At 68.0% G+C, this 19,928-nt stretch carries 19 protein-coding genes and 1 riboswitch; of the genes, 8 read left to right on the top strand and 11 right to left on the bottom strand.

Annotated features, from left to right (window positions below; genetic code table 11):
- Positions 1 to 81: 81 nt before the first annotated feature.
- Complete coding sequence (locus G9V96_RS14410) at positions 82 to 921, top strand: aldo/keto reductase (RefSeq protein ID WP_168583656.1); 840 nt, start codon at positions 82 to 84, stop codon at positions 919 to 921.
- An 88-nt stretch (positions 922 to 1,009) separates the two neighbouring features.
- Complete coding sequence (locus G9V96_RS14405; RefSeq protein ID WP_168583655.1) at positions 1,010 to 1,855, top strand: DMT family transporter; 846 nt, start codon at positions 1,010 to 1,012, stop codon at positions 1,853 to 1,855.
- A 33-nt stretch (positions 1,856 to 1,888) separates the two neighbouring features.
- On the opposite strand, the gene truB is transcribed toward G9V96_RS14405, so the two are convergent.
- From truB to G9V96_RS14375, 6 genes are all read right to left on the bottom strand, one after another.
- Positions 1,889 to 2,959, bottom strand: a complete 1,071-nt coding sequence (gene truB, locus G9V96_RS14400; RefSeq protein ID WP_168583654.1) for a tRNA pseudouridine(55) synthase TruB — start codon at positions 2,957 to 2,959, stop codon at positions 1,889 to 1,891.
- A 7-nt stretch (positions 2,960 to 2,966) separates the two neighbouring features.
- Positions 2,967 to 3,875 carry a 30S ribosome-binding factor RbfA gene (rbfA, locus tag G9V96_RS15420; RefSeq protein ID WP_404861424.1) on the bottom strand — a complete coding sequence of 303 codons (909 nt, stop codon included), beginning with the start codon at positions 3,873 to 3,875 and terminating at the stop codon, positions 2,967 to 2,969.
- A gap of 159 nt (positions 3,876 to 4,034) precedes the next feature.
- A complete protein-coding gene (gene infB / locus G9V96_RS14390) occupies positions 4,035 to 7,070 on the bottom strand; it encodes a translation initiation factor IF-2 (protein WP_168583653.1) in 3,036 nt (1,011 codons plus the stop codon).
- 69 nt (positions 7,071 to 7,139) lie between these two features.
- Positions 7,140 to 7,484, bottom strand: a complete 345-nt coding sequence (locus G9V96_RS14385) for a YlxR family protein (RefSeq protein ID WP_226913697.1) — start codon at positions 7,482 to 7,484, stop codon at positions 7,140 to 7,142.
- 105 nt (positions 7,485 to 7,589) lie between these two features.
- On the bottom strand, positions 7,590 to 8,588 hold the full coding sequence (gene nusA / locus G9V96_RS14380) for a transcription termination factor NusA (protein WP_168583651.1): 999 nt from the start codon (positions 8,586 to 8,588) through the stop codon (positions 7,590 to 7,592).
- Complete coding sequence (locus G9V96_RS14375; protein ID WP_168583650.1) at positions 8,588 to 9,142, bottom strand: ribosome maturation factor RimP; 555 nt, start codon at positions 9,140 to 9,142, stop codon at positions 8,588 to 8,590. Before G9V96_RS14375 ends, nusA begins: the two co-directional genes overlap by 1 nt.
- Positions 9,143 to 9,403: 261 nt before the next feature.
- On the opposite strand from G9V96_RS14375, the gene G9V96_RS14370 reads away from it, so the two are divergent.
- Genes G9V96_RS14370 through G9V96_RS14355 form a run of 4 tightly spaced genes read left to right on the top strand, consistent with a single transcriptional unit; the run spans position 9,404 to position 12,967 of the window.
- Positions 9,404 to 10,321, top strand: coding sequence for a hypothetical protein (locus tag G9V96_RS14370; RefSeq protein ID WP_168583649.1), 918 nt, complete (start codon positions 9,404 to 9,406; stop codon positions 10,319 to 10,321).
- A gap of 9 nt (positions 10,322 to 10,330) precedes the next feature.
- Entirely contained in the window at positions 10,331 to 10,978 is a 648-nt protein-coding gene (locus G9V96_RS14365) for a hypothetical protein (RefSeq protein WP_168583648.1), read from the top strand.
- Positions 10,979 to 11,030: 52 nt separating this feature from the next.
- Positions 11,031 to 11,609 (top strand): copper chaperone PCu(A)C, encoded by a 579-nt coding sequence (locus G9V96_RS14360; RefSeq protein WP_168583647.1) that lies wholly within the window; start codon positions 11,031 to 11,033, stop codon positions 11,607 to 11,609.
- Positions 11,610 to 11,662: 53 nt separating this feature from the next.
- A complete protein-coding gene (locus G9V96_RS14355) occupies positions 11,663 to 12,967 on the top strand; it encodes a Dyp-type peroxidase (RefSeq protein ID WP_168583646.1) in 1,305 nt (434 codons plus the stop codon).
- A gap of 148 nt (positions 12,968 to 13,115) precedes the next feature.
- Here G9V96_RS14355 and G9V96_RS14350 read toward each other — a convergent pair whose 3' ends face one another.
- From G9V96_RS14350 to G9V96_RS14335, 4 genes are read right to left on the bottom strand one after another with little or no spacing between them, the layout of a single operon-like run.
- On the bottom strand, positions 13,116 to 13,958 hold the full coding sequence (locus tag G9V96_RS14350) for an energy-coupling factor ABC transporter ATP-binding protein (RefSeq protein ID WP_168583645.1): 843 nt from the start codon (positions 13,956 to 13,958) through the stop codon (positions 13,116 to 13,118).
- Positions 13,958 to 14,752, bottom strand: a complete 795-nt coding sequence (cbiQ, locus tag G9V96_RS14345; protein WP_168583644.1) for a cobalt ECF transporter T component CbiQ — start codon at positions 14,750 to 14,752, stop codon at positions 13,958 to 13,960. Before cbiQ ends, G9V96_RS14350 begins: the two co-directional genes overlap by 1 nt.
- Positions 14,749 to 15,123, bottom strand: coding sequence for an energy-coupling factor ABC transporter substrate-binding protein (locus G9V96_RS14340; protein ID WP_168583643.1), 375 nt, complete (start codon positions 15,121 to 15,123; stop codon positions 14,749 to 14,751). The genes cbiQ and G9V96_RS14340 overlap by 4 nt, the downstream gene beginning before the upstream one ends.
- Positions 15,120 to 15,833, bottom strand: coding sequence for an energy-coupling factor ABC transporter permease (locus G9V96_RS14335; RefSeq protein ID WP_168583642.1), 714 nt, complete (start codon positions 15,831 to 15,833; stop codon positions 15,120 to 15,122). The genes G9V96_RS14340 and G9V96_RS14335 overlap by 4 nt, the downstream gene beginning before the upstream one ends.
- A gap of 5 nt (positions 15,834 to 15,838) precedes the next feature.
- Positions 15,839 to 15,978: riboswitch (adenosylcobalamin (AdoCbl) riboswitch) on the bottom strand.
- Positions 15,979 to 16,282: 304 nt separating this feature from the next.
- On the opposite strand from G9V96_RS14335, the gene tpx reads away from it, so the two are divergent.
- Both tpx and G9V96_RS14325 read left to right on the top strand, forming a co-directional pair.
- Positions 16,283 to 16,780 carry a thiol peroxidase gene (gene tpx / locus G9V96_RS14330; protein WP_168583641.1) on the top strand — a complete coding sequence of 166 codons (498 nt, stop codon included), beginning with the start codon at positions 16,283 to 16,285 and terminating at the stop codon, positions 16,778 to 16,780.
- Between the two features lie 188 nt (positions 16,781 to 16,968).
- Entirely contained in the window at positions 16,969 to 19,002 is a 2,034-nt protein-coding gene (locus tag G9V96_RS14325) for a thioredoxin domain-containing protein (protein ID WP_168583640.1), read from the top strand.
- Positions 19,003 to 19,093: 91 nt separating this feature from the next.
- Here G9V96_RS14325 and G9V96_RS14320 read toward each other — a convergent pair whose 3' ends face one another.
- Complete coding sequence (locus G9V96_RS14320) at positions 19,094 to 19,897, bottom strand: TSUP family transporter (protein WP_226913338.1); 804 nt, start codon at positions 19,895 to 19,897, stop codon at positions 19,094 to 19,096.
- Between the last annotated feature and the right edge of the window lie 31 nt (positions 19,898 to 19,928).

The following is a 19,928-nucleotide window of genomic DNA, read 5'->3' as shown; positions in this document are numbered from 1 at the left end:
TACCGCACACGCCCCTGGCAGCGCCCTCGCCCCGTCCAACTGATAGGTATCGAGAACCTGCCCAGCGCTTCAAGGAGTGTCATGTCCGAGCCCGCGTTAGCCCCTATGGCAGACGGTCGCGCCATCCCCGAACTCGGCATCGGGTTGTATCTGGTGGAGGAGGAACGAGCCGAACAGGTGGTGTTGGACGCCCTGGAAGCGGGCTACCGGCATGTGGACACCGCCTCCTTCTACGGCAACGAAACGGCCGTACGCCGAGCGCTGGATGGCAGCGGGGTCGCCGAGGATGATGTCTTCATCACCACCAAGGTGTGGAACAGCGACCACGGCCGCCAGAACACCCGGGCTGCCTTCGAGGCGTCCATGGAGCGGCTCGGCCTGGACGTGCTGGACCTCTACCTCATCCACTGGGCGGTGCCCTCCCGGCAGCTGTACCTGCCCACCTGGGAGGCTCTGATCGAATTGCAGGAACAGGGCAGGGTGCGTTCCATCGGGGTCTGCAACTTCCCTGCGGCGCAGTTGCGCGAGATCATCGCGGCCACCGGCGTGGTTCCCGCGTTGCACCAAATCGAATTGCACCCCTGGTTCGCCCAGCGTGAACTGCGGGCGCTACACGCGGAGTACGGGATTCGGACCCAGGCGTGGTCGCCGCTGCGCCGGGGGCGGGAGCTGCTGGCTGACCCGGTGCTGACCCGCATCGCCGCGGAACATGACGCCACCCCGGCCCAGATCACCTTGGCCTGGCACCGGGCGCACGGCATCGCCACCATCCCCAAGTCGGTGACCCGCAGCAGGATCATCGAGAACTTCGCTTCCCTCGATGTGCAGTTGAGCGCCGCGGACATCGCCCAGATCGACGCACTCGACCGCCCTGACGGCCGCACCGGAAGCGACCCGGCAACGATGACGAGGCTCGATTGAGAACGAAGGGGCTCGCACCGCTCAGGGCTGAGAGCCCGGCCCGGCGCGGCGGCGGGCAGCGCCGTGCCCCGCGCCCAGGCTCCCGAACGTGACGACGCTCTTTCTGGCGTTGAGCTGCGCCGGGGCGTTCGGGGTCAGCGACTTCCTGGGCGGGCTGGCCTCGCGCAGAGTTCCCGCGTTGCGGGTGCTGCTGCTGTCCTACCCTGCCTCCGCCGTACTGATGACCGCTCTCGCGCTGGGCATCCCGGGGCGCATCGAGGCCGGCTCGCTGTGGTGGGGTAGCGCCTCCGGCATAGCGATGGGGCTGGCGGCGTGGACCTTCTTTCTCGCACTCGCGCAGGGCCCGATCAGCATCGTCTCCCCGCTCACCTCGCTGCTGGGCGCCGTGCTGCCGATGCTCGTCGGCATCCTGCTGGGTGAGCGGCCGGGCCCGGTTGCGGTGCTCGGAATCGTGATCGCGCTGGTGGCAGTGGCCTTGGTGAGTCTCGCGCCGACCTCGGCGTCGGCCGCTACCCGCCCCTTCACCGCGAAGGTGGCGGCGCTGACGCTGACGGCCGGATGCACTTTCGCCGCCAGTTTCGTTCTCACCGCGCAAATCTCCGACGGCACCGGACTGTGGCCCCTGGTCAGCGCCCGGTGGAGCGCGACCGCCATGGTCGTTGCAGCGACGCTGCTGAGCCGGGAGCGCGCGTTGCCCCCTGCTCCGGTACGACTACTCGCCCTCGGGGTGGCGATCCTGGACGTTGCGGCCAACATCACCATGCTGCTGGCACTGCAAAGCGGACTGCTCTCAGTAGCCAGCGTGCTGATCTCGCTTTTCCCCGCGGTGACAGTGCTGTTGGCGCTCGTCGTGCTGCGTGAACACCTCACCCGGGTGCAAGTGGCGGGGCTGCTGCTGGGGTTCCTGGCGGTAGCGATGATCGGCGAGGCCTGAGCGGCAACACGGATCACCTGCAGCGACCGAGGGTCAGGGGGCGGTGAAGACGACCTCAGGCATGACACGTTCCGCAGTCTCGTCCAAAATCGCGACCAGGCGCCCCTGCGGGTCGAACGCCGCCACCGGCCCTTCGCGTCCCGGCTGCTCGGAGTCGATGCGCACGCCGTGACTCACCTGCCGGGCCGATTCCGCGTCGAGGTTACGCACCGGCATCGACAACCGAGCTGCCTCCTCCAAGCTCACCAACGGCAGACCAGAGGTGCCCGGCGCTGCCTGCGCACTATCGCGCGGCACACCCGAAGCCCGCGCCGCCTCCAACTCCTGCATGGTGTGCGCGACGTCCAGACCGATCCCACCCACCCGGGTTCGGCGCAGAGCCGTCAGGTGGCCGCCGACCCCCAGGTCCGAGCCGAGGTCACGAGCCAGGGCCCGCACGTAGGTGCCCGAAGAGACCGTCACCTCGATGTCGAGGTCGATCACCGGCACCGGGTCAGCCGGAATGTCCGAGGTCGGTATCTCCTCCCGCGCTTCACCCCGCTGCCGGCGATGCATCGCCGACGGGTCGTCGGCCTCTTCCTGCGGCGGCACCGCGCTCTCCCGCCGGATCGCGTGGACATCGAACTGCGACACGGTCACCGCCCGCCCTACCAGCTCGACGTCTTCACCGGCCCGTGCCCGCGTGTACGCCCGTTCACCGTTGATCTTGATGGCGCTCACCGTGCTCGGAACCTGGGTGATGTCGCCCGTGAGCCGCGCCACGGCCGCCCGGATCGCTTCCTCGGTGACGGCATCGACCCCGCCGGGGGCAGCCACCGAGGTGGCCACACCCTCGGCGTCATCCGTCATCGTCCCCACACCCAGCCGCACCGTCGCCGCGTATGTCTTGTCAGCCCCGACGATGAACGTAAGCAGCCGCGTTGCCTTGTTCACGCCCACCACGAGCACACCGGTGGCCATCGGGTCCAGCGTCCCGGCGTGCCCGACCTTGCGGGTGCCTGCCAACCGGCGGCAGGCACCCACGACCTGATGGCTGGTCCACCCGGCCGGTTTGTCGACGACCAGGAGCCCGTCTCCGACGCTTGGATCGATAGCGCGCGCCACAGATTCCTCAGGCGCGGCCCAACGGGCCGCTCCCCTGGCTCGGGTCAGCGAGCGGGTCACCGGCGAGGTCGGTGGGCACGTCCTCGTCGCCGTCGATCGGGGTAACCTCGGCAAGCTCGGGCGAGGTCGGCTCTTCCTCGGCCAGCTCCCGATCGATCCGGCGGTCGTCCTCCGAGCCGCTTGCACCCAATTCATCCTGCATGGCGGGAGACAGTTCGGTGTAGGTCTCCTCCTCCATGATCTCTTCGGCGAGCTCGTCATCCGGTGCGTCATCCACCAGGGCGTCCTCTTCGGCTTGGAGCGTGCGCGGCAGCTCTTCTTCGGCGTCACTGACTGCGGCCAGGCCCGCTAGGTTCTGGTCGAGGTTGTCCCCGAGGTCGCTCTCGTTCAGATCGCCCTGTGCCAGCGCCTCGCTCGCGGTGTCCAACTCGGCCAGCTCTGAGGTGCTCGGTTCTTCGTCGTCGATGGCGTCCAGCTCGTCATCGTCGAGCTCGGCATCCTCGGGGCGACGGTAGGGGTCGGCTTCACCGGCGAAGGTCGCTCCGGCCGCTCGCGCGGCCAGCTCGGCGTCGCGTTCCTTGGCTACCGCGATCACCTCTTCCAGGTGCGCGGCTCCTTCGGGAATGGCGTCGGGGATGAACTCGATGGAGGGCGTCAACCGGATCTGCAGCCCCTTGCCGACCGCCGACCGAATCCGCCCCCGATTGTCGGCCAGGGCCTCTGCGGTGGCGCTGCGGTCCTGCTCGGAGCCCAGCACCGTGTAGAAGATGGAGGCGTGCTGCAGGTCGCCCGTCACCCGCACATCGGTGACGGTGACAAAGCCCAACCGCTCATCCTTGATTCGCCGTTCAAGCATCTCGGCCACGATCACCTTGATGCGATCTGCGACCTTGCGCGCGCGTGCCGGGTCGGACATGGTTCCTGCCTTTCACGGGGGCTGTTCTCCCCAGAGTCGTCTGCACTGGCGGCGGCGCACCCAGGACTGCTGGCCGCCACCGCGGTAGTTGCGTGCAGGGGCCGACGGACGAGCCGTCGACCCCTGCCTCGCTGTTGCCCGCTGGACGCGGGACCTCGATCAGGCTCGAGGCTTCTCGCGCATTTCGTAGGTCGAGAGAAGGTCGCCCAACTGGAGATCGTTGTACGAACCCAGGTTGATACCACACTCGTACCCGTCACGGACCTCGGTGACGTCATCCTTGAACCGCCGCAGACCGGCGATCTCGACATTCTCAGCCACGACCACACCGTTACGGGTGATGCGTGCCTTGGCACCGCGGCGGATCTCGCCCGAGCGCACGATCGAGCCGGCGATGTTGCCGAACTTGGAGCTGCGGAAGATCTCGCGGACCTCTGCAGTGCCGAGCTCGTGCTCTTCGTACTCCGGCTTGAGCATGCCCTTCAGGGCTGCCTCGATCTCCTCGATGGCCTGGTAGATCACCGTGTAGTAGCGGATCTCGACGCCCTCACGCTCGGCGACCTCCGCGTTCTGGCCCTCGGCGCGCACGTTGAAGCCGATGATGACGGCGCTCGATGCAGCAGCGAGGTTGATGTTGTTCAGCGTGATGGCACCCACACCGCGGTCGATGATCCGCAGGTCGACCTCTTCGCCGACGTCGATCTGCATGAGTGCGTCTTCCAACGCCTCCACCGAACCGGACACGTCGCCCTTGAGGATGAGGTTGAGGGTGTCGACCTTGCCTGCTGCCAGGGCCTCGTTGAGGTCCTCCAGGCTGATCCGCTTGCGAGCCTTGGCCAGGGAAGCCTGACGGTCGGCCGATTCACGCTTCTCAGCGATCTGGCGAGCGGTGCGGTCATCCCGAGCCACGATGAAGGTGTCACCAGCGCGCGGCACCGAGCTCAGACCGAGCACCTGCACCGGACGCGACGGCAGCGCCACATCAAGGTTGTTGCCGTGCTCGTCGAGCATCGCCCGCACTCGGCCGTACGCCGAGCCGGTGACGATCGAGTCGCCGACCGCCAAGGTTCCCGACTGCACGAGCACCGTTGCCGTTGCACCGCGACCGCGGTCCAGGTTGGCTTCGATGGCCACACCGCGAGCGTCCTTGTCCGGGTTGGCCCGCAGGTCCAGAGCCGCATCTGCGGTCAGCAGCACCGCTTCGAGCAGCGACTCGATGTTCTGGCCCTGCTTGGCGGAGACGTCGACGAACATTGTGTCGCCGCCGTACTCCTCGGCCACCAGGTTGTACTCGGTGAGTTGCTGACGCACCTTCGCCGGGTTGGCGCCTTCGACGTCGATCTTGTTGACCGCCACCACAATCGGCACATCGGCCGCTTGGGCGTGGTTCAACGCCTCGATCGTCTGCGGCATCACGCCGTCGTTGGCCGCGACCACGAGGATCGCAATGTCGGTCACCTTGGCACCACGGGCACGCATAGCCGTGAAGGCCTCGTGACCAGGAGTGTCGATGAAGGTGATGGGACGAGTGACGCCCTCGTGCTCGAAGGAGATCTGGTAGGCACCGATGTGCTGGGTGATGCCGCCGGCCTCGGAGTCGATGACCTTGGCCTGCCGGATCGCGTCCAGCAGTCGGGTCTTTCCGTGGTCGACGTGACCCATGACGGTGACGACCGGGGGACGAGGCTCGAGCATGTCGTCGTCTTCGGCCTCAGCCTCAGCGTCGAGGTCGATGTTGAACTGCTCGAACAGCTCGCGTTCTTCGTCCTCGGGTGAGACGACGCGGATGTCGTAACCGATCTCGCCACCGAGGATCTTGAACGTGTCCTCGTCCAGTGACTGGGTTGCGGTCGCCATCTCACCGAGGTGGAACAGCACCGTGACCAGGCTGGCCGGGTTGGCGTTGATCTTGTCGGCGAAGTCGGTCAGCGATGCGCCGCGGCGCACTCGAATGATCGTCTTGCCGTCGCCGCGAGGAACAGTCACGCCACCGATGCTCGGCGCCTGCATCTGCTCGAACTCTTGACGCTTCGCGCGCTTGCTCTTACGCCCACGAACCGGACGGCCACCGCCGCGACCGAACGCACCGGGGGTTGCCCCGCGAGCCGGACCACGACCGCCGCCACCAGGACGACCACCGAAGCCGCCACCGCCACCGGGACGACCGCCGCCGCCACCGGGGGCGCCAGGACGACCGCCACCAGGGCGCTGTCCGGGACGACCCACCGCAGCGCGGTCAGGCATCATGCCGGGGTTCGGACGCGGACCACCGGGACGAGGCCCGGGACGCGAACCTGCACCGGCTGCTGCGCCTGCACCGGCACCAGCGCCGCCGGTACCACCGGGACGAGGTCCGGGACGCGAGCCCGCACCAGGACCCGCGGCCGCACCTGCACCGGCGCTGCCGCCGGGACGAGGGCCCGGGCGGGGACCACCGCTGCCACCGGGGCGCGGCATTCCCTGACTGGGCGCGAAGGGGTTGTTGCCGGGACGCGGCGGACCGCCGCCGTCGCGGCCACCGCGCATGCCCTGACTGGAGGAGAACGGGTTGTTCCCCGGACGAGGCCCGGGGCGAGGAGCCGCCGGACGCGGGGCGCCGGGGCGAGGAGCATCGGCCTTGGCCTGCTCCCGAGCGGCTGGTGCCGCCGGAGCCGGACGAGGCGCGGGGGCTTCTTCGGCTGCCGGTGCGGCGGGCGCCGCCGGAGTCGAAGCGGCGGGCGCTGCCGGGGCCTTGGGCTCGGCAGGAGCCTGCGGCTCAGGAACCGCTGCGGGCTCAGGAGCAGGGGCCGGCGGACGCGGGCCGGGGCGCGGACCTGGGGCCGGAGCCGCCTTACGCGGCTTCGCCGCCGGATTGGCGGGTGCCGGAGCCGCAGGTGCTGCCGGGGCAGGCGCCTCGGGAGCTGCGGTCGGCGGCGCCGGGGTAGCAGCGCCTGGCTTTGCGGCGCCTGGTTTGGGCGCAGAACTGGCTGCGCCGGGCTTGGGTGCTGCGCCCGGCTTGGGGGCAGCGGCCTTCTCGCCACCGGATTTGCTCGCGAGTTCCGCCGGGAATGACTCGCGGATCTTGCGAACTACGGGGGGCTCGATGGTGGAACTGGCAGAGCGAACGAATTCGCCCTGTTCCTTCAAATGATTGAGCAGGGTCTTGCTCTCGACTCCGAGCTCTTTTGCGAGCTCGTAAACCCGGACCTTGGCCACGTTTCTCCTCTATCTGCCGGTCCGGGGCTGTCGAAAACTCCGCGAACCGACGTCAGTGCTGGGCGTTGCTCATTGTTGAGTACTCATCGGTGACTCATCAGCGTCAAACCCGCTTTCGGTTACTTGTCGAGCCTCTGACCCGGAGGGGCCAAAAGCACTCTGCTGCAGCGCCTCCACGAACGCCTGCACCTGTGTGGTGTCAAGCGCTCCGGCGAGCCGTAAGGCCCGCCCGAAGGCGCGTCTGCGCTGCGCCTGCTCGAAGCACCTGGAACGTGGGTGAACCCACGCGCCACGGCCCGGCAGCGAGCAGCCATCGTCGGGACGCAGAATCATCGATCCTGCACTCTCAACGGCGACCACTCTGAGCAGCACCGACCGATCGTCACGCTGTCGACAACCAACGCACGTCCGCACCGGCTCGTTCACGACGCATCACCGACTGGCGGTGGGTTGTCACGGGCGAAGCTGGATTCAGGCGGGCGTGGCGGATACTCCGGGCGCCGACCGGTCGTGTTCATCCTACCCCGCCGCGGTTCCGGCGTCGGTGTCCGGTCGAATGTCGATCCGCCAGCCCGTCAGTTTCGCCGCCAACCGCGCGTTCTGTCCTTCTTTGCCGATGGCCAAGGACAGCTGGTAGTCCGGAACGATCACCCTGGCCGCCCGCGCGGCGGGGTCGACGATCTGCACCGAGGAGACCCGCGCCGGCGACAGTGCCGCCGCGACGAACGTTGCCGGGTCAGTCGAATAGTCGACGATGTCGATCTTCTCGCCGCGCAACTCCGTGGTGACCGCGCGAGCACGAGCGCCCATCGGGCCGATGCAGGCGCCCTTCGGGTTGAGCCCGGCCACGCTGGTGTGCACGGCGATCTTGGTGCGGTGACCGGCCTCGCGGGCCAGGGCAGCGATCTCTACCGAGCCGTCGGCGATCTCGGGTACCTCCAGCGCGAACAGCTTGCGCACGAGGTTGGGGTGAGTGCGGGACAGGGCGATCTGGGGGCCGTGCGCGCCACGCTTGACCGTGACCACATAGCACCGTAGGCGTTCACCGTGGCGGTACTCCTCCCCCGGCACCTGCTCAGCAGCAGGAAGCACGCCCTCGATCGAGCCCAGGTCGACCAGCACATTGCGGCCCTGGCTCTGCTGAATGACACCCGTGACGATGTCGCCTTCCTTGCCTCGGAAGTCACCCATGACGGCTTCGTCTTCAAGGTCGCGTAGGCGCTGCACGATGACCTGGCGCGCCGTGGAGGCTGCGACCCGTCCGAAGTCGGCAGGGGTGTCATCGAACTCCGGCCCCGGCTCACCCCGAGTGCCGTCCTCGAGCACCGGGGGGTCCTCTTGGGCCCACACGATGACGTGGCCGCTGGAGCGGTCCAGCTCGATGCGAGCACGCTTGTAGGCGCCTTCGGTGCGGCTGTACGCCAGGAGTAGCGCCTGCTCGATCGCGGGAATGATGACGTGCATGGGGATGTCACGTTCACGTTCCAATAGCCGCAGCGCGGCCATATCGATGTCCATCAGTCGTCCTCCTCATCCTCCAGGCGGGAGAACTCCACCTGAACGTCGGCGCTGGCGATGTGCTCGTGCGCCAGGGTGATCTCGTGCTCGGGTGTGGTCTTGGTGGCGGGCAGGCTCAGCCGCACCACGGTGTCGTTGACTGCCACGATGCGTCCCGTGGGTCGTCCTTGGACTCCGTCGGGCGCGGGGGCCTCGGGAGTCAGGCGCACACGCACGAGGCGACCGACGTTGCGCCGGAAGTGCCGCGGCTCGGTCAGGGGACGGCTCACCCCGGGCGAGGTCACTTCGAGCACGTACGGGGTCGCCCCTAGCACGTTTGCCTCATCGAGGGCGTCGCTGATGGCCCGGGTCGCGTCGGCCACCAGGTCCAGGTCGACGTAGGGCACGGGCGTGGTCTCGTCATCGGGTGCAAGGTCACGCAGATCGTCATCGACGCTGATCCGTACGACGCGTCGTTTGCCGGCGGGGGTGATGCTGACGTCCTCCACCCGCAGCGGCAGGTCTGCCAGCGCCGTCTGGGCGATCTTGCCTATGCGATCGGCCGAGTCACTCATTGCGCCGCCTTCCCTGTTTTTGTGTAGCCGCGCTCTGGACGCGGGTCCCTGCGGACTGCGCCCACTCTAACGACTTCCGGGGCGCCCCACGCCACTGCTGCCTCCCGTCGGCTGCGCGCTGGCAGACCTCGCTGGTGGGATGATGTTGCGGTGTCGAATTGTGCGAGCAGGCTGACAGCGAGCCGTCGGGCTTTCCTGTTGGCCGGGCTCGTGGGATGCACCTCGGCGTGCGGAATCCGCTTCGAGAGCGATCTCCCTACGGTGTTGTTCACACCGCCCATCGACCCAGCCATCCCCTTCGTGCACGCTGAACTGGAGCGGGTCACTGCCGTCGAGGCTCTGGCCTCAGACCTCAACGGTCGCGACTTCGCCCAGGTGCACACCGCCCAAATATCTCTGCTCCAAGCCCTGTTGCAGAAGCTAGGCGGCGAGGTAGATCCTTCACCTTCCGCCTCGTCCACAGCTCCCAGGCAAGCGACACCGGCAGCCATGTCTGATCTGCTCAAGGCTGAGGGGGCGGCTCTTGACCAAGGCGGGCGAACCGAGCTGGCCAGCGCACCGCCGAAGGTGGCCCGCCTACTGCTGGTCAGCTCGGCCCAGCGGGCATCCGCATATGAGCTCCTCGGTGGAAAGCTCGGCGGGTGGCCGCCCACGACGCCCACCCCGGAGGCCGGTGAGTTCCTCTATCAAGGGCTGCACTCCGCCAGATACGGGCTGGAAGTAGCCGCGGCCAAAGCACCGGTCGCGACTCGTGCACCCATCGCCGCCGCCCTCGACACCGTGCTGCGCGAGGAACGCGCCCTGAGCCGGTACTACCAACCGCGCCCAGAACTGGGCTACTCCCTACCGTTCGAACTGCAGGGTCCGGCAGATGCTGTCCGTCTGGCTATCACCGTCCTCGACTCGTTGATCGAAGCGGTGCTGTGGCAGGCGCCCAAGGCTGTCGGCCTCCAGGCCCCGAAATCGAGGCCCCTCACCTCTTCTACTGCGACCGTCCCTGCGACCACGGCAGGTTCACCCCAGACGAATCCGGTCGACGCGGCCCCGATGTCTACCCTGTTGCGCCTTATGACGGCCTTGAATGGGCACCGCCTTGCCTGCGGCGGACCCTGGAACCTGTTGCCGCTGCTTGGCGCGCAGCCCACTTCGAGCTCCTCGTCTGCCAGTCCGCCCGCGTAGGCTGGCCACGTGGACCCGGAACGGGGAGTGTGGCGACTGGCGCGCATCGGTGTGGTCACCGGCGCGGGGCTCGGCCTGTCCGTCTGCGGCCACCTCCTGGGCGGAGGCGCACTACCCCATCCCGGTGCGCTCACACTCGTCGGCATCGTCACGCTGCTGGTCGCCACGCTGCTCACCGGGGCGCGGGTTCCTGCCGTTCGCCTCGGAGTCGTCCTGACGCTGCTGCAAGCGATCTCACACCTGGTCTTCCACCATGCTTCCGGCAGCGCGCCGGTCAGCCTGATGGCCGGGCCGGGCGGACACCTGCATGCAGGCATCCCGACGGCTCATGCTGCGCACGCCGCCCACCATGTCGCCCACCATGCTGCTCACCTGTCCGGCGGCGCCGGTTTTGCCGGTACCCACGGGCTCACCGCCCCGATGCTGGCCACCCACCTGGTCGCAACCCTGATCACCACGTGGTTCATGGCCAGCGGAGAACAGCGTCTGTGGCGCGCTGTGGCGCGCTTCTTCACGATCACCGAGCGAGTGCGGCTGGCTATCTGCACACCGAGCTGGCAGCCCAACACTGTGATTCGCACCCACCCGGTCACTCGTGAGGTGGGCCTGGGGATGAGCCTGCGCGGCCCTCCGTCGCGCTACGCCCTCGCCTCCTAGCCCTACGCCCCGGGAAGCCCCGGGGCACCTCATCGAGTTCGAAGGATCACCCATGCATCAGCGTTTTCTGTACGGCATCTGCGCTCTTACCCTCGGCCTCGGCCTAGCCGGCTGCGGCTCCGAGGCCGCCGAGCAGCCCTCGACCCCCGCCTCCGAACCGGGAACCAGCGCTGCCGGTGAGCCGGGGGCCTCTGCTGCCCTCACGGCCAGCGACACCTGGGTCAAAGCAGTACCGGACATCGAGAAGAAGAAGATGACCGGCCTGTTCGGCACCCTGGAGAACACCGGGGACAAGGACATAACCATCGTCTCCGTCAAGAACAGCATCTCCCCGCACTCCGAGCTCCATGAGACCATCGACAAGGGCGGGGAGAAGGTCATGCAAGAGGTCGAGAAACTTGTCATCAAGGCCGGTGAGAAGCGCGAACTGCGCCCCGGTGGCGACCACATCATGATCATGAAGATGGACAAGCCGCTCAACACCGGTGACGAGGTGAAGGTGACCTTGACCACCGACGACGGGCAGGACATCGAGTTCAGCGCCGTGGCCAAGCCGTTCACCGGCGCCGGCGAACGGTATGCCGAGGACGGCGCAAGCCCCTCCGACATGCCGATGCCGACCGCAAGCTGACCTCTCACCGTCCGTAAGCGTCTCTGACTGTCCGTTAGCGAATGAAGGTGACCATGGAGAACACGCCTAGCGAGGCCGACCAGGCATCGGCGAAGCGGCTCTCCCGTCGCGCGCTCCTCGGGGGCGGTGCCGTCCTAGCCGGCACCGCCCTCGGGGGAGCCGCCGCCGGGCATGCCGCTGCGGCTGCCGGGATCGCGGTACCGCCGGGATCGGCAGTCATGCCAACAGGTTCAGGCGCAGCAGGACCGGGAGCCGGCGGGCGAACCGGGACCCCCGTCCTGCACGGAACCGCAACCGAACCGTTCTGGGGTGCCCACCAATCCGGGATCGCCACCCCCCACCAAGCGCACGGCTTGTTCCTCGGCCTGGATCTGGTCCAGGGAGCGGGCAAGGACGAAGTTCGCTCACTCATGCAGGTGCTCACCGATGACGCCGCTCGGCTCACCCAGGGCCAAGCCCCGCTCGGCGCGTTGGAAGGCGACCTGGCAGCGACCCCGGCCCGATTGACCATCACTTTCGGTTTCGGCGCCGGGCTCTTCGATGCCATCGGCAAACCCGATCTGTGTCCGCCCGGTGTGCGTTCCCTCCCGGCGTTCTCCACCGACGAGCTCGATCCGGCGTGGGGACCTACCGACCTGCTCATCCAGGTGTGTAGCGAAGACCCGATGACCCTCACCTACGCCCATCGGCGCTTGCTTCGAGACGCGGCTCAGTTCGTGACCGTCCGCTGGGCGCAGCGCGGGTTCCTACCCGCTCGCGGCACCGAGCCCGACGGGACCACCCCACGTAATCTGATGGGGATGCGGGATGGGTCCGCGAACGAATCCGATCCGGCGCAGGTGGCGCAGGTGCTGTGGTCCGACGGAGCCCAGCAGCCCTGGCTCAAAGACGGCACTCAGCTCGTGCTGCGCAGAATCCGTATCGACATGTCCACCTGGGACGACGTGGAGGATGAGGGCAAGGAGATTGCCTTCGGTCGGCGCGTCAGCGACGGAAGCCCGTTGACCGGGGAGAAAGAGTCCGACGTGGTGGACCGCACCGCCATGGACGACATGGGGTTCCCCGTCATCGCCCCGAACGCGCACGCGGCGCGAGCCCAAGCGCGCACGGCTCAGGAGCGGATGATTCGGCGTCCGTACAACTACGTCTCCGAGACCGCCCCCACCGGCGAGGTCGAGGAGGGACTGCTGTTCGCGGCCTATCAGGCCGACATCATGACCGCGTTCGTGCCGGTCCAGGAGCGACTGGCGCAGGCCGATGCACTGAATATCTGGATCACCCACGTCGGCTCTGCCAGCTACGCCATTCCGCCCGGTGCTGACCAAGGTTCCTTCATCGGAGCCGGCCTACTCGCCTGAGCTGCCGCTGCGCCGGTTTCGGCGCAGCGGCAATCAGTGCTCGGGCTGTCCCGGACGCTAGTGCGCTGTGCCGCGAGCTCGGTCGCGGGCCTGAAGACAACTCTGCCGCCGAGTCAACCGCGCGAGCCCGGTCTGTACCGCTGAGGCGTCAGCGGGGCAGGCTGACCCCGAGTTCCATACACCGAGCCGCGAAGCCGTCCAGGTCACGCAGCGGAGCCGCGTCCGGGTCGGCTCGGATGCCCAGCCGCTCTGCCAGCTCCAACACCCATGGTCGGCGCAACCGTGCGCGGTCCAGTAGGTCAGCGCGATCCAGGACCTCCACCGGATCGCCTTGGACGACCCGCCCACCCTCGACAACTGCGCACTGATGCGCCCAGGCAAGCGCCAGGTCCACATCATGGGTGGCCAGGACAACCGTCGTAGCGCGTTCCTCGAGCCGGCGCAGCGCAGCGAACACTTCCTGCACACCGACCGGGTCCAAGCCTGCAGTCGGTTCGTCCAAAAGAAGTAGACAGGGCCGCATGGCAACCGCGCCAGCGATGGCGGCACGTTTTCGTTGACCGTAGGAAAGTTGGTGCACAGGACGATCAGCAAGGTCGGTGATCGCCAGAAGTTCCAGGGCCTCATCGACGCGCTCGCTGGTTTCAGCCGTGCTCAACCCGAGGTTGAGTGGGCCGAAGCTGATGTCTCGGCGCACATCTGCCGAGAAGAGCTGGTCGTCGGGGTCCTGCAGCACAAGTTGTACGTTCTGGCGGTGATGGCGAAGCCCAGCGCGGTTGTAGGCGATCGGCTTCTCGTCCAGGAGGACCTCCCCCTGGCCCGGCTCTACCGCCCCGGAAAGCACACGCAGCAGGGTGGTCTTCCCAGAACCGTTGGCCCCCAGCAATGCCAGCCGGGTTCCGCCGGCGATGTCCAGTTCTGCACCGCGCAGCACCGGCGCCTCGCCGTAGGAAAAATGCACGTCGCGAGCGCGAAGCGATTGGTGGCTCATCACGAACCTCTCAAGATGGACGGCAGCGTTCCGGCGGGGAGGTACCCAGGCAGCAAAGCCAGACAGACAATGGCCGCGACGAGCACCAGCGAACTGGCGATGAACACTCGGGAAGCTCGCACCGGCGGGTCCAGAGTGCGCAGAGCATCGACATAACCGCGGCCAGCGAGCCCGTCTTCGAGGCGGCGCGCCCGCGTCCATGAGCGGACCAGGATTGCTGCCGACAACGAGGAGAGCGAACGATACGACGCAGCACGCGAGGTGTATCCCAACCGAGCATCCTGCGCCTCGCGGATCGCCCGTGCCGAATCCAGCAGCACGAAGATCAGGCGATAGGTCAGGCTCGCGACCTCGATCAACGGGTCGGGCACCCGGGCCCGGCGCAGCGCCGCGAACAGGTCGACCATCGGCGTGGTGGTGGCAAGCACGAAGGCGCACAGCGCGCCAGAGATGCCACGCACGAGAATCTGCAAAGCGAGATCGGATTGCGATGAGGCCAAACCGATACGCGGCCCGGCATCCCACCACACCGAGACCATCACAGTCGCGGCGCCGATGATGACGAAGACCGCCGGTGCGCTCATGCAGCGGGCTAGCAGCCGGGCGGGCACCCGCCCCGGGCCGAGCAAGATGACAAGCGCGGAAACCCCGGCTGCGACGCCGCCCGGCCACGGGGGCAGGGCGACGGCGCAGCCAAGCAGACCAAGGGCCAAGATTGCCTTATCGAGGACCCGTCGGGTCCGCCACGGGCTGGCCCACGCTGCGGTATCCAGCGCGAGACCGCGCGCGCTCACGCGCTGGGGTTCCCCGTGGCCCGAGTTGCGCCGCCCGCACTAGCGGTGGCGACGTGGCTCGAGTCCAGCTCGTGCTCACGGCGGGAGCGGTTACGCGAGCCCAAGGCGCCGATGCAGTAGCCGAGGAAACCGCCACCCATGGCGGCCTGCGCGGCGAAGATGCCCGACTCGATCTCGCCGGAGTCCGGCTCGAACAGCGGGGTGAACCAGGGCTCGTGGCCCTGCTCTTCAAGCATTTCTCCCACGGCGCTATCGGTGCCGCCGAACTTTTCGCCCGGGCCGCCGTCGCTGCGGGAGGCGCCGAACATCAGCGAGACAGAGAAGACGAGGACGATGCCGAGCAACAGCAATGCGGTAACGACGCGGTTCATCGGAGCGCCTCCGTGGTCGAAGCGGACTGCTGGGTCGCGGACTGCTCAGCCGGCGAAGCGGCGGAGATGACTCCCAGACGGATGAGTTCGGGGCGAGCAACGTCGCGGATGACGCGGAAGATCAGCACAGTGAGCAGACCCTCGACGATCGCCAGCGGAATCTGGGTGATGGCGAAGATCGAGGCGAACTTCACGAACGCACCGCCCAGGCCTCCTGCAGTGTCGGGGAAGGCCAGCGCGAGCTGGAAGGAGGTGACAACGTAGGTCGCCAGGTCGGCGAGGGCTGCCGCGAAGAAGACGGCGACGGAGGTGCCGACGCCGCGCAACAGGCGCCAGGCGGCGTAGCCGATCCATGGCCCCGCGATACCCATGGAGAAGATGTTCGCTCCCAGGCTCGTCAGGCCGCCGTGCGCAAGCAGCAAGGCCTGGAAGAGCAGCACTACCGAGGCCAGGAAGGCCATCACCGGCGGTTTGAACAACACCGCTCCGAGCCCGGTACCGGTGGGGTGGCTGGAGCTACCCGAAACCGAAGGGAGCTTGATAGCCGACAGCACGAAGGTGAAGGCGCCGGCAGCACCGAGCAGCAGGCGGCTCTCCGGGTTCTCGCGCACCTCCCGGGTGACGGCCCGCGCTCCGTGGATCACGAATGGCGCGGAGGCCACGGCCCAGCCGATGGCATGCATCGGGGGCAGGATGTCTTGAATGTGCATCTGTTCTCCTTTGGGGATGGCGCGTCCCCCTTGAGTGAACTGTGGCGAGCGAGTGTCTGACTCGGCCCACTGAGGGCCTCACAGTGGCGCGACCGTGCCGGACTTACACCGGCTTCCCCGCGTCAACCACAGAAGATTGACAAGGCGAGTATGGCACCGAGTTCACTCTTCGTGTAACTTGCGCCCTCCCCCACCCCCGGAAGCACTGAACCACGCCCGATAATCCGGTCGGACGGGCTCTTCCGGCGCTGACCTGGCACCGGTGTCCCTGGCTTGCCCCCTGCCATTCCTGCCTAGCCGGCAGCGGTGGGACGGGACGGGCGTCCCCGCGTTGAGCAGCCGCTCAGTCCCGGATCAGACGCCGCATCCCTCGGTGGGAGGCTTTCGTATGCGCGACTGGGATCACAGCCGCACTGGGCAGGAGCGCCCGCGCATGTTAGACAAGCCACATGGCTACCACCGCCTTCAAAGGCTCCCCCGTTCAGACCTCCGGCGATCTGCCCTCCACCGGCACGAAGGCCCCGTCCTTCACGCTCACCGGCACCGACCTCTCCGAGGTGACGCCGGCCAGTTTCGAGGGCCGCCGCATCGTGCTCAACATCTTTCCCAGCGTGGACACCGGGGTGTGCGCGCAGAGCGTGCGCACCTTCAACGAGCGGGCCGCGGGCTTGGACAACGCCGTCGTCGTGTGCGCATCGGCTGACCTGCCGTTCGCACTGGCCCGCTTCTGCGGTGCCGAGGGCATCGAGAACGTCCAGGCCGCCAGCAGCTTCCGCTCCGACTTCGGCCAGCAGTACGGCGTCACGATGACCGACGGCCCGCTTGCCGGCTTGCTCGCCCGCTCCGTTGTCGTGCTCGACACCGACGGTTCGGTGCTGCACACCGAACTCGTGCCCGAAATCGGTCAGGAGCCGAACTACGAGGCAGCGATCTCGGCTCTGGGCTGAACCGCTTGAGTCGCGGCGAAGAGGGTTGAGCGGCCTAGGCATACCCGCCTAGGCAGGCTTGACCCTCTTCGTTCTTCTCGGCACGTTCGGCTTGCCAGCGCGCCGTGCCGGGCGCAGCACTAGGCGCGCCACCCGCGGCGCCACAGTCCACCCGCCGAGCTGTCAGCGGCTCGTGGAACCCTAGGGGCATGAATCGTCTCGGTGCCTCAAGCAGCCCCTACCTGCAGCAGCACGCCGACAACCCGGTCCCGTGGTGGCCCTGGGGCGAGGAGGCACTCGAGCACGCCCGTCGGCGCGACGTGCCGATCCTGCTCTCGATCGGGTACTCGGCCTGCCACTGGTGCCATGTGATGGCCCGCGAGTCATTCCAAGACGAGGGCGTCGCCCAGATCATCGAACGAGACTTCGTCGCCATCAAGGTGGATCGCGAGGAGCGACCCGATATCGACAGCGTCTACATGGCCGCGACAGTCGCCCTCACCGGACGCGGCGGATGGCCGATGACCTGTCTGCTCACCCCTACCGGCGAGCCGTTCTGGGCCGGCACGTACCTGCCCCGAGAGCACTTCACATATCTGCTCACCACCGCCGCACAGGCCTGGCAGGAGCGCCGCGAGGAAGTCGTGGAATCCGCTGAGCGGATTGCTGATGCGTTGCGAACGCAGTCGGAGGCGAGCATCGGGGTCGACCCGGCATTGATCGCGGTCACGGCGGCGGCCCGTGGCGCTGGCACGATCGATGAGCAGGCCCTCGACGAGGCCGAGGACGCGGTGGCCGGAACCTATGACTGGAGCCGCGGCGGGTTCGGCGGGGCCCCCAAATTTCCCCCCGCCATGGTGTTGGAGTGGTTGTTGCGCCACCACGCCCGCACCGGGACGCAACGCGCGCTGGCAATGGTTGAGCACGCCTGCGAGGCGATGGCCCGCGGCGGCATGTACGACCAGCTCGGCGGCGGTTTCGCCCGGTACAGCGTTGACGCCGACTGGGTGGTGCCGCATTTCGAGAAAATGCTGTACGACAACGCCCTGTTGCTGCGCGTCTACACCCGCCTGGCGGCGCGCACCGGTTCTGACCTGGCTGCTCGGGTGGCCCGGGACACAAGCGAGTTCCTGCTGCGCGACCTGCGAACCGCCCAGGGCGGGTTCGCCTCGGCCTTGGACGCAGACACCGTCGTGGACGGGGTGAGTATCGAGGGCTACACCTACGCCTGGACCCCACAGCAGCTCACCGAGGTACTCGGTCAGGAGGACGGCCTGATGGCTGCCGGGCTGTTGGGCGTCACCAGCGCCGGCACCTTCGAGAACGGCACCTCGACGCTGCAACTGCGCCAGGAACCCCAGGATCTGCAGTGGTGGCAGGGCCTGCGCGCCCGGTTGCTGCAGGCTCGCAACGAGCGCCCGCAGCCCGGCCGTGACGACAAGGTGGTTACCGCCTGGAACGGGCTGGCCATCGGCGCTCTGGCCCAAGCCGGGTCGCTGCTCGATGAGCCCAGCTACCTGCAGGCCGCCGCAGACTGCGCCGAGTTCGTCGTGGACACCCACATCGTCCACGGGCGGCTACGGCGCCTCTCCCGGGACGGGACAGCAGCGGCGGCTCTCGGGGTCGCCGAGGACTACGGCGACTTGGCCCACGGCCTGTTGGACCTGCATATGGCTACCGGGGAGCAGGTGTGGCTGCAAGTCGCCGGTGCGTTGCTGGATTCGGCGGTACCGCTATTTTCGACCCCCGGCGGAGGCTTCTACGACACCGGTTCCGACGCCGAGCAGCTGCTGCTTCGACCGCGAACGGAAGGCGATAACGCCGAGCCCTCGGGTCAGTCGTCGCTGGCCGGCGCACTGTTGAGCTATGCCGCGCTCACCGGCTCGGCCGAGCATCTGCAGGTCGCTCAAGCCGCAGTGCGCGCGTGCGCGGTGACCGGGCTGCGCGCGCCCCGGTTCGGAGGTTGGGCCCTGGCGGCGGCTGAAAGCCTTCTCGCGGGCCCCCTCCAGGTGGCGATCGTGCATCCGGTCGGTGAGGCCGCCGCGGCCGAGCCGCTACGTCGGGCGGCGTTGGTGCACGGCCTGGTCGGAGGTGCCTTGGTGTGCGGGGAGCCTGAGAGCCAACCGCTACTGAAGTCGCGCCCCATGGTTGGGGCCCAACCCACCGCCTACGTCTGCCGCGGCACGCTCTGCGGTCCCCCGGTGTGCTCACCTGAGGCGTTGCTTGCGGCGCTGAACGAATAAGCGCCGGACGCAGGTGGGGCGGAGATGGGAGCGAACGTCAAGCTGAAAACACTCCCCGGCGCCCCGCTTCCGGTTTGTCGATTCGGCTAACTCACCACCAGCCGAGCATGTCTCCGGAGAGCCGGATGATGAAAGCGGTGACGACGACGATGAGGACCGCCCGCACGAAACCGTGGCCCCGGCTCACTGCAGTCCTGGCCCCCAGGTAGCCCCCGACCAGGTTGGCGGCGCCCATCAGCAGCCCGATCCGCCACATGACCGCGCCCTGGGGGATGAAGACGACCAGCGCTGCCAGGTTGGTTGCCACGTTGGCGATTTTGGCCAGGCCGCTGGCCTGGACGAACGCATACCCGCAGATGGCCACGAGCCCCACCACCAGGAACGAACCGGTGCCGGGGCCGAGCGCCCCGTCGTAGGCACCGATCGTCGCGCCGATGAGCGCGGCAGCGCCAAGGTGGCGCTTACCGGTGTATCTCATCTGGCTGGTGCGGCCCATGTTCGGGCGAAGCACCGTCCACGCCCCGACCACGACGAGCACCACGAGGATGATCGGGGTGAACGCCTCCTTGGCGATATGGGAGGCAAGCCCCGCGCCGCCCATCGAACCGACGAAAGCAGCCAGCGCCAACGGAAGCGCGGTGCGCGGATCCACCCTCACCCGGCGCGCGTAGGTGAGCGCGCTGGTGCTCGTTCCACACACCGAGGCGAGCTTGTTCGTGGCGAGCAGATGCACCGGAGTCGCACCGGGAAGGAGCAGCAGAAGGGTCGGTAACTGGATGAGCCCGCCGCCCCCGACGACCGCATCCACCCAGCCGGCGCACAATGCCGCGACCAACAAACCGGTGAGGACAAGCCATGGATCCAGGGTGCTGACCGCCGACAGTGTCTCGAACACGCCGTGATTGTGTCGCATGCACCGGTGAGAA

It is taken from the genome of Gephyromycinifex aptenodytis, from assembly GCF_012277275.1.
Taxonomy (GTDB): domain Bacteria; phylum Actinomycetota; class Actinomycetes; order Actinomycetales; family Dermatophilaceae; genus Gephyromycinifex; species Gephyromycinifex aptenodytis.
The sequence above is the reverse complement of the archived record's forward strand: the minus strand, read 5'-3'. Positions and strand labels throughout refer to the sequence as shown.

Excerpts from the sequence above, each read along its gene's own strand:
- G9V96_RS14335 (WP_168583642.1), bottom strand. The coding sequence starts at position 15,833 with ATGCACATTCAAGACATCCTGCCCCCGATGCATGCCATCGGCTGGGCC.
- G9V96_RS14360 (WP_168583647.1), top strand. The coding sequence starts at position 11,031 with ATGCATCAGCGTTTTCTGTACGGCATCTGCGCTCTTACCCTCGGCCTC.
- tpx (WP_168583641.1), top strand. The coding sequence starts at position 16,283 with ATGGCTACCACCGCCTTCAAAGGCTCCCCCGTTCAGACCTCCGGCGAT.
- G9V96_RS14350 (WP_168583645.1), bottom strand. The coding sequence starts at position 13,958 with ATGAGCCACCAATCGCTTCGCGCTCGCGACGTGCATTTTTCCTACGGC.
- rbfA (WP_404861424.1), bottom strand. The coding sequence starts at position 3,875 with ATGTCCGACCCGGCACGCGCGCGCAAGGTCGCAGATCGCATCAAGGTG.
- nusA (WP_168583651.1), bottom strand. The coding sequence starts at position 8,588 with ATGGACATCGATATGGCCGCGCTGCGGCTATTGGAACGTGAACGTGAC.
- G9V96_RS14340 (WP_168583643.1), bottom strand. The coding sequence starts at position 15,123 with ATGAACCGCGTCGTTACCGCATTGCTGTTGCTCGGCATCGTCCTCGTC.
- G9V96_RS14410 (WP_168583656.1), top strand. The coding sequence starts at position 82 with ATGTCCGAGCCCGCGTTAGCCCCTATGGCAGACGGTCGCGCCATCCCC.
- G9V96_RS14355 (WP_168583646.1), top strand. The coding sequence starts at position 11,663 with ATGGAGAACACGCCTAGCGAGGCCGACCAGGCATCGGCGAAGCGGCTC.
- G9V96_RS14325 (WP_168583640.1), top strand. The coding sequence starts at position 16,969 with ATGAATCGTCTCGGTGCCTCAAGCAGCCCCTACCTGCAGCAGCACGCC.
- G9V96_RS14375 (WP_168583650.1), bottom strand. The coding sequence starts at position 9,142 with ATGAGTGACTCGGCCGATCGCATAGGCAAGATCGCCCAGACGGCGCTG.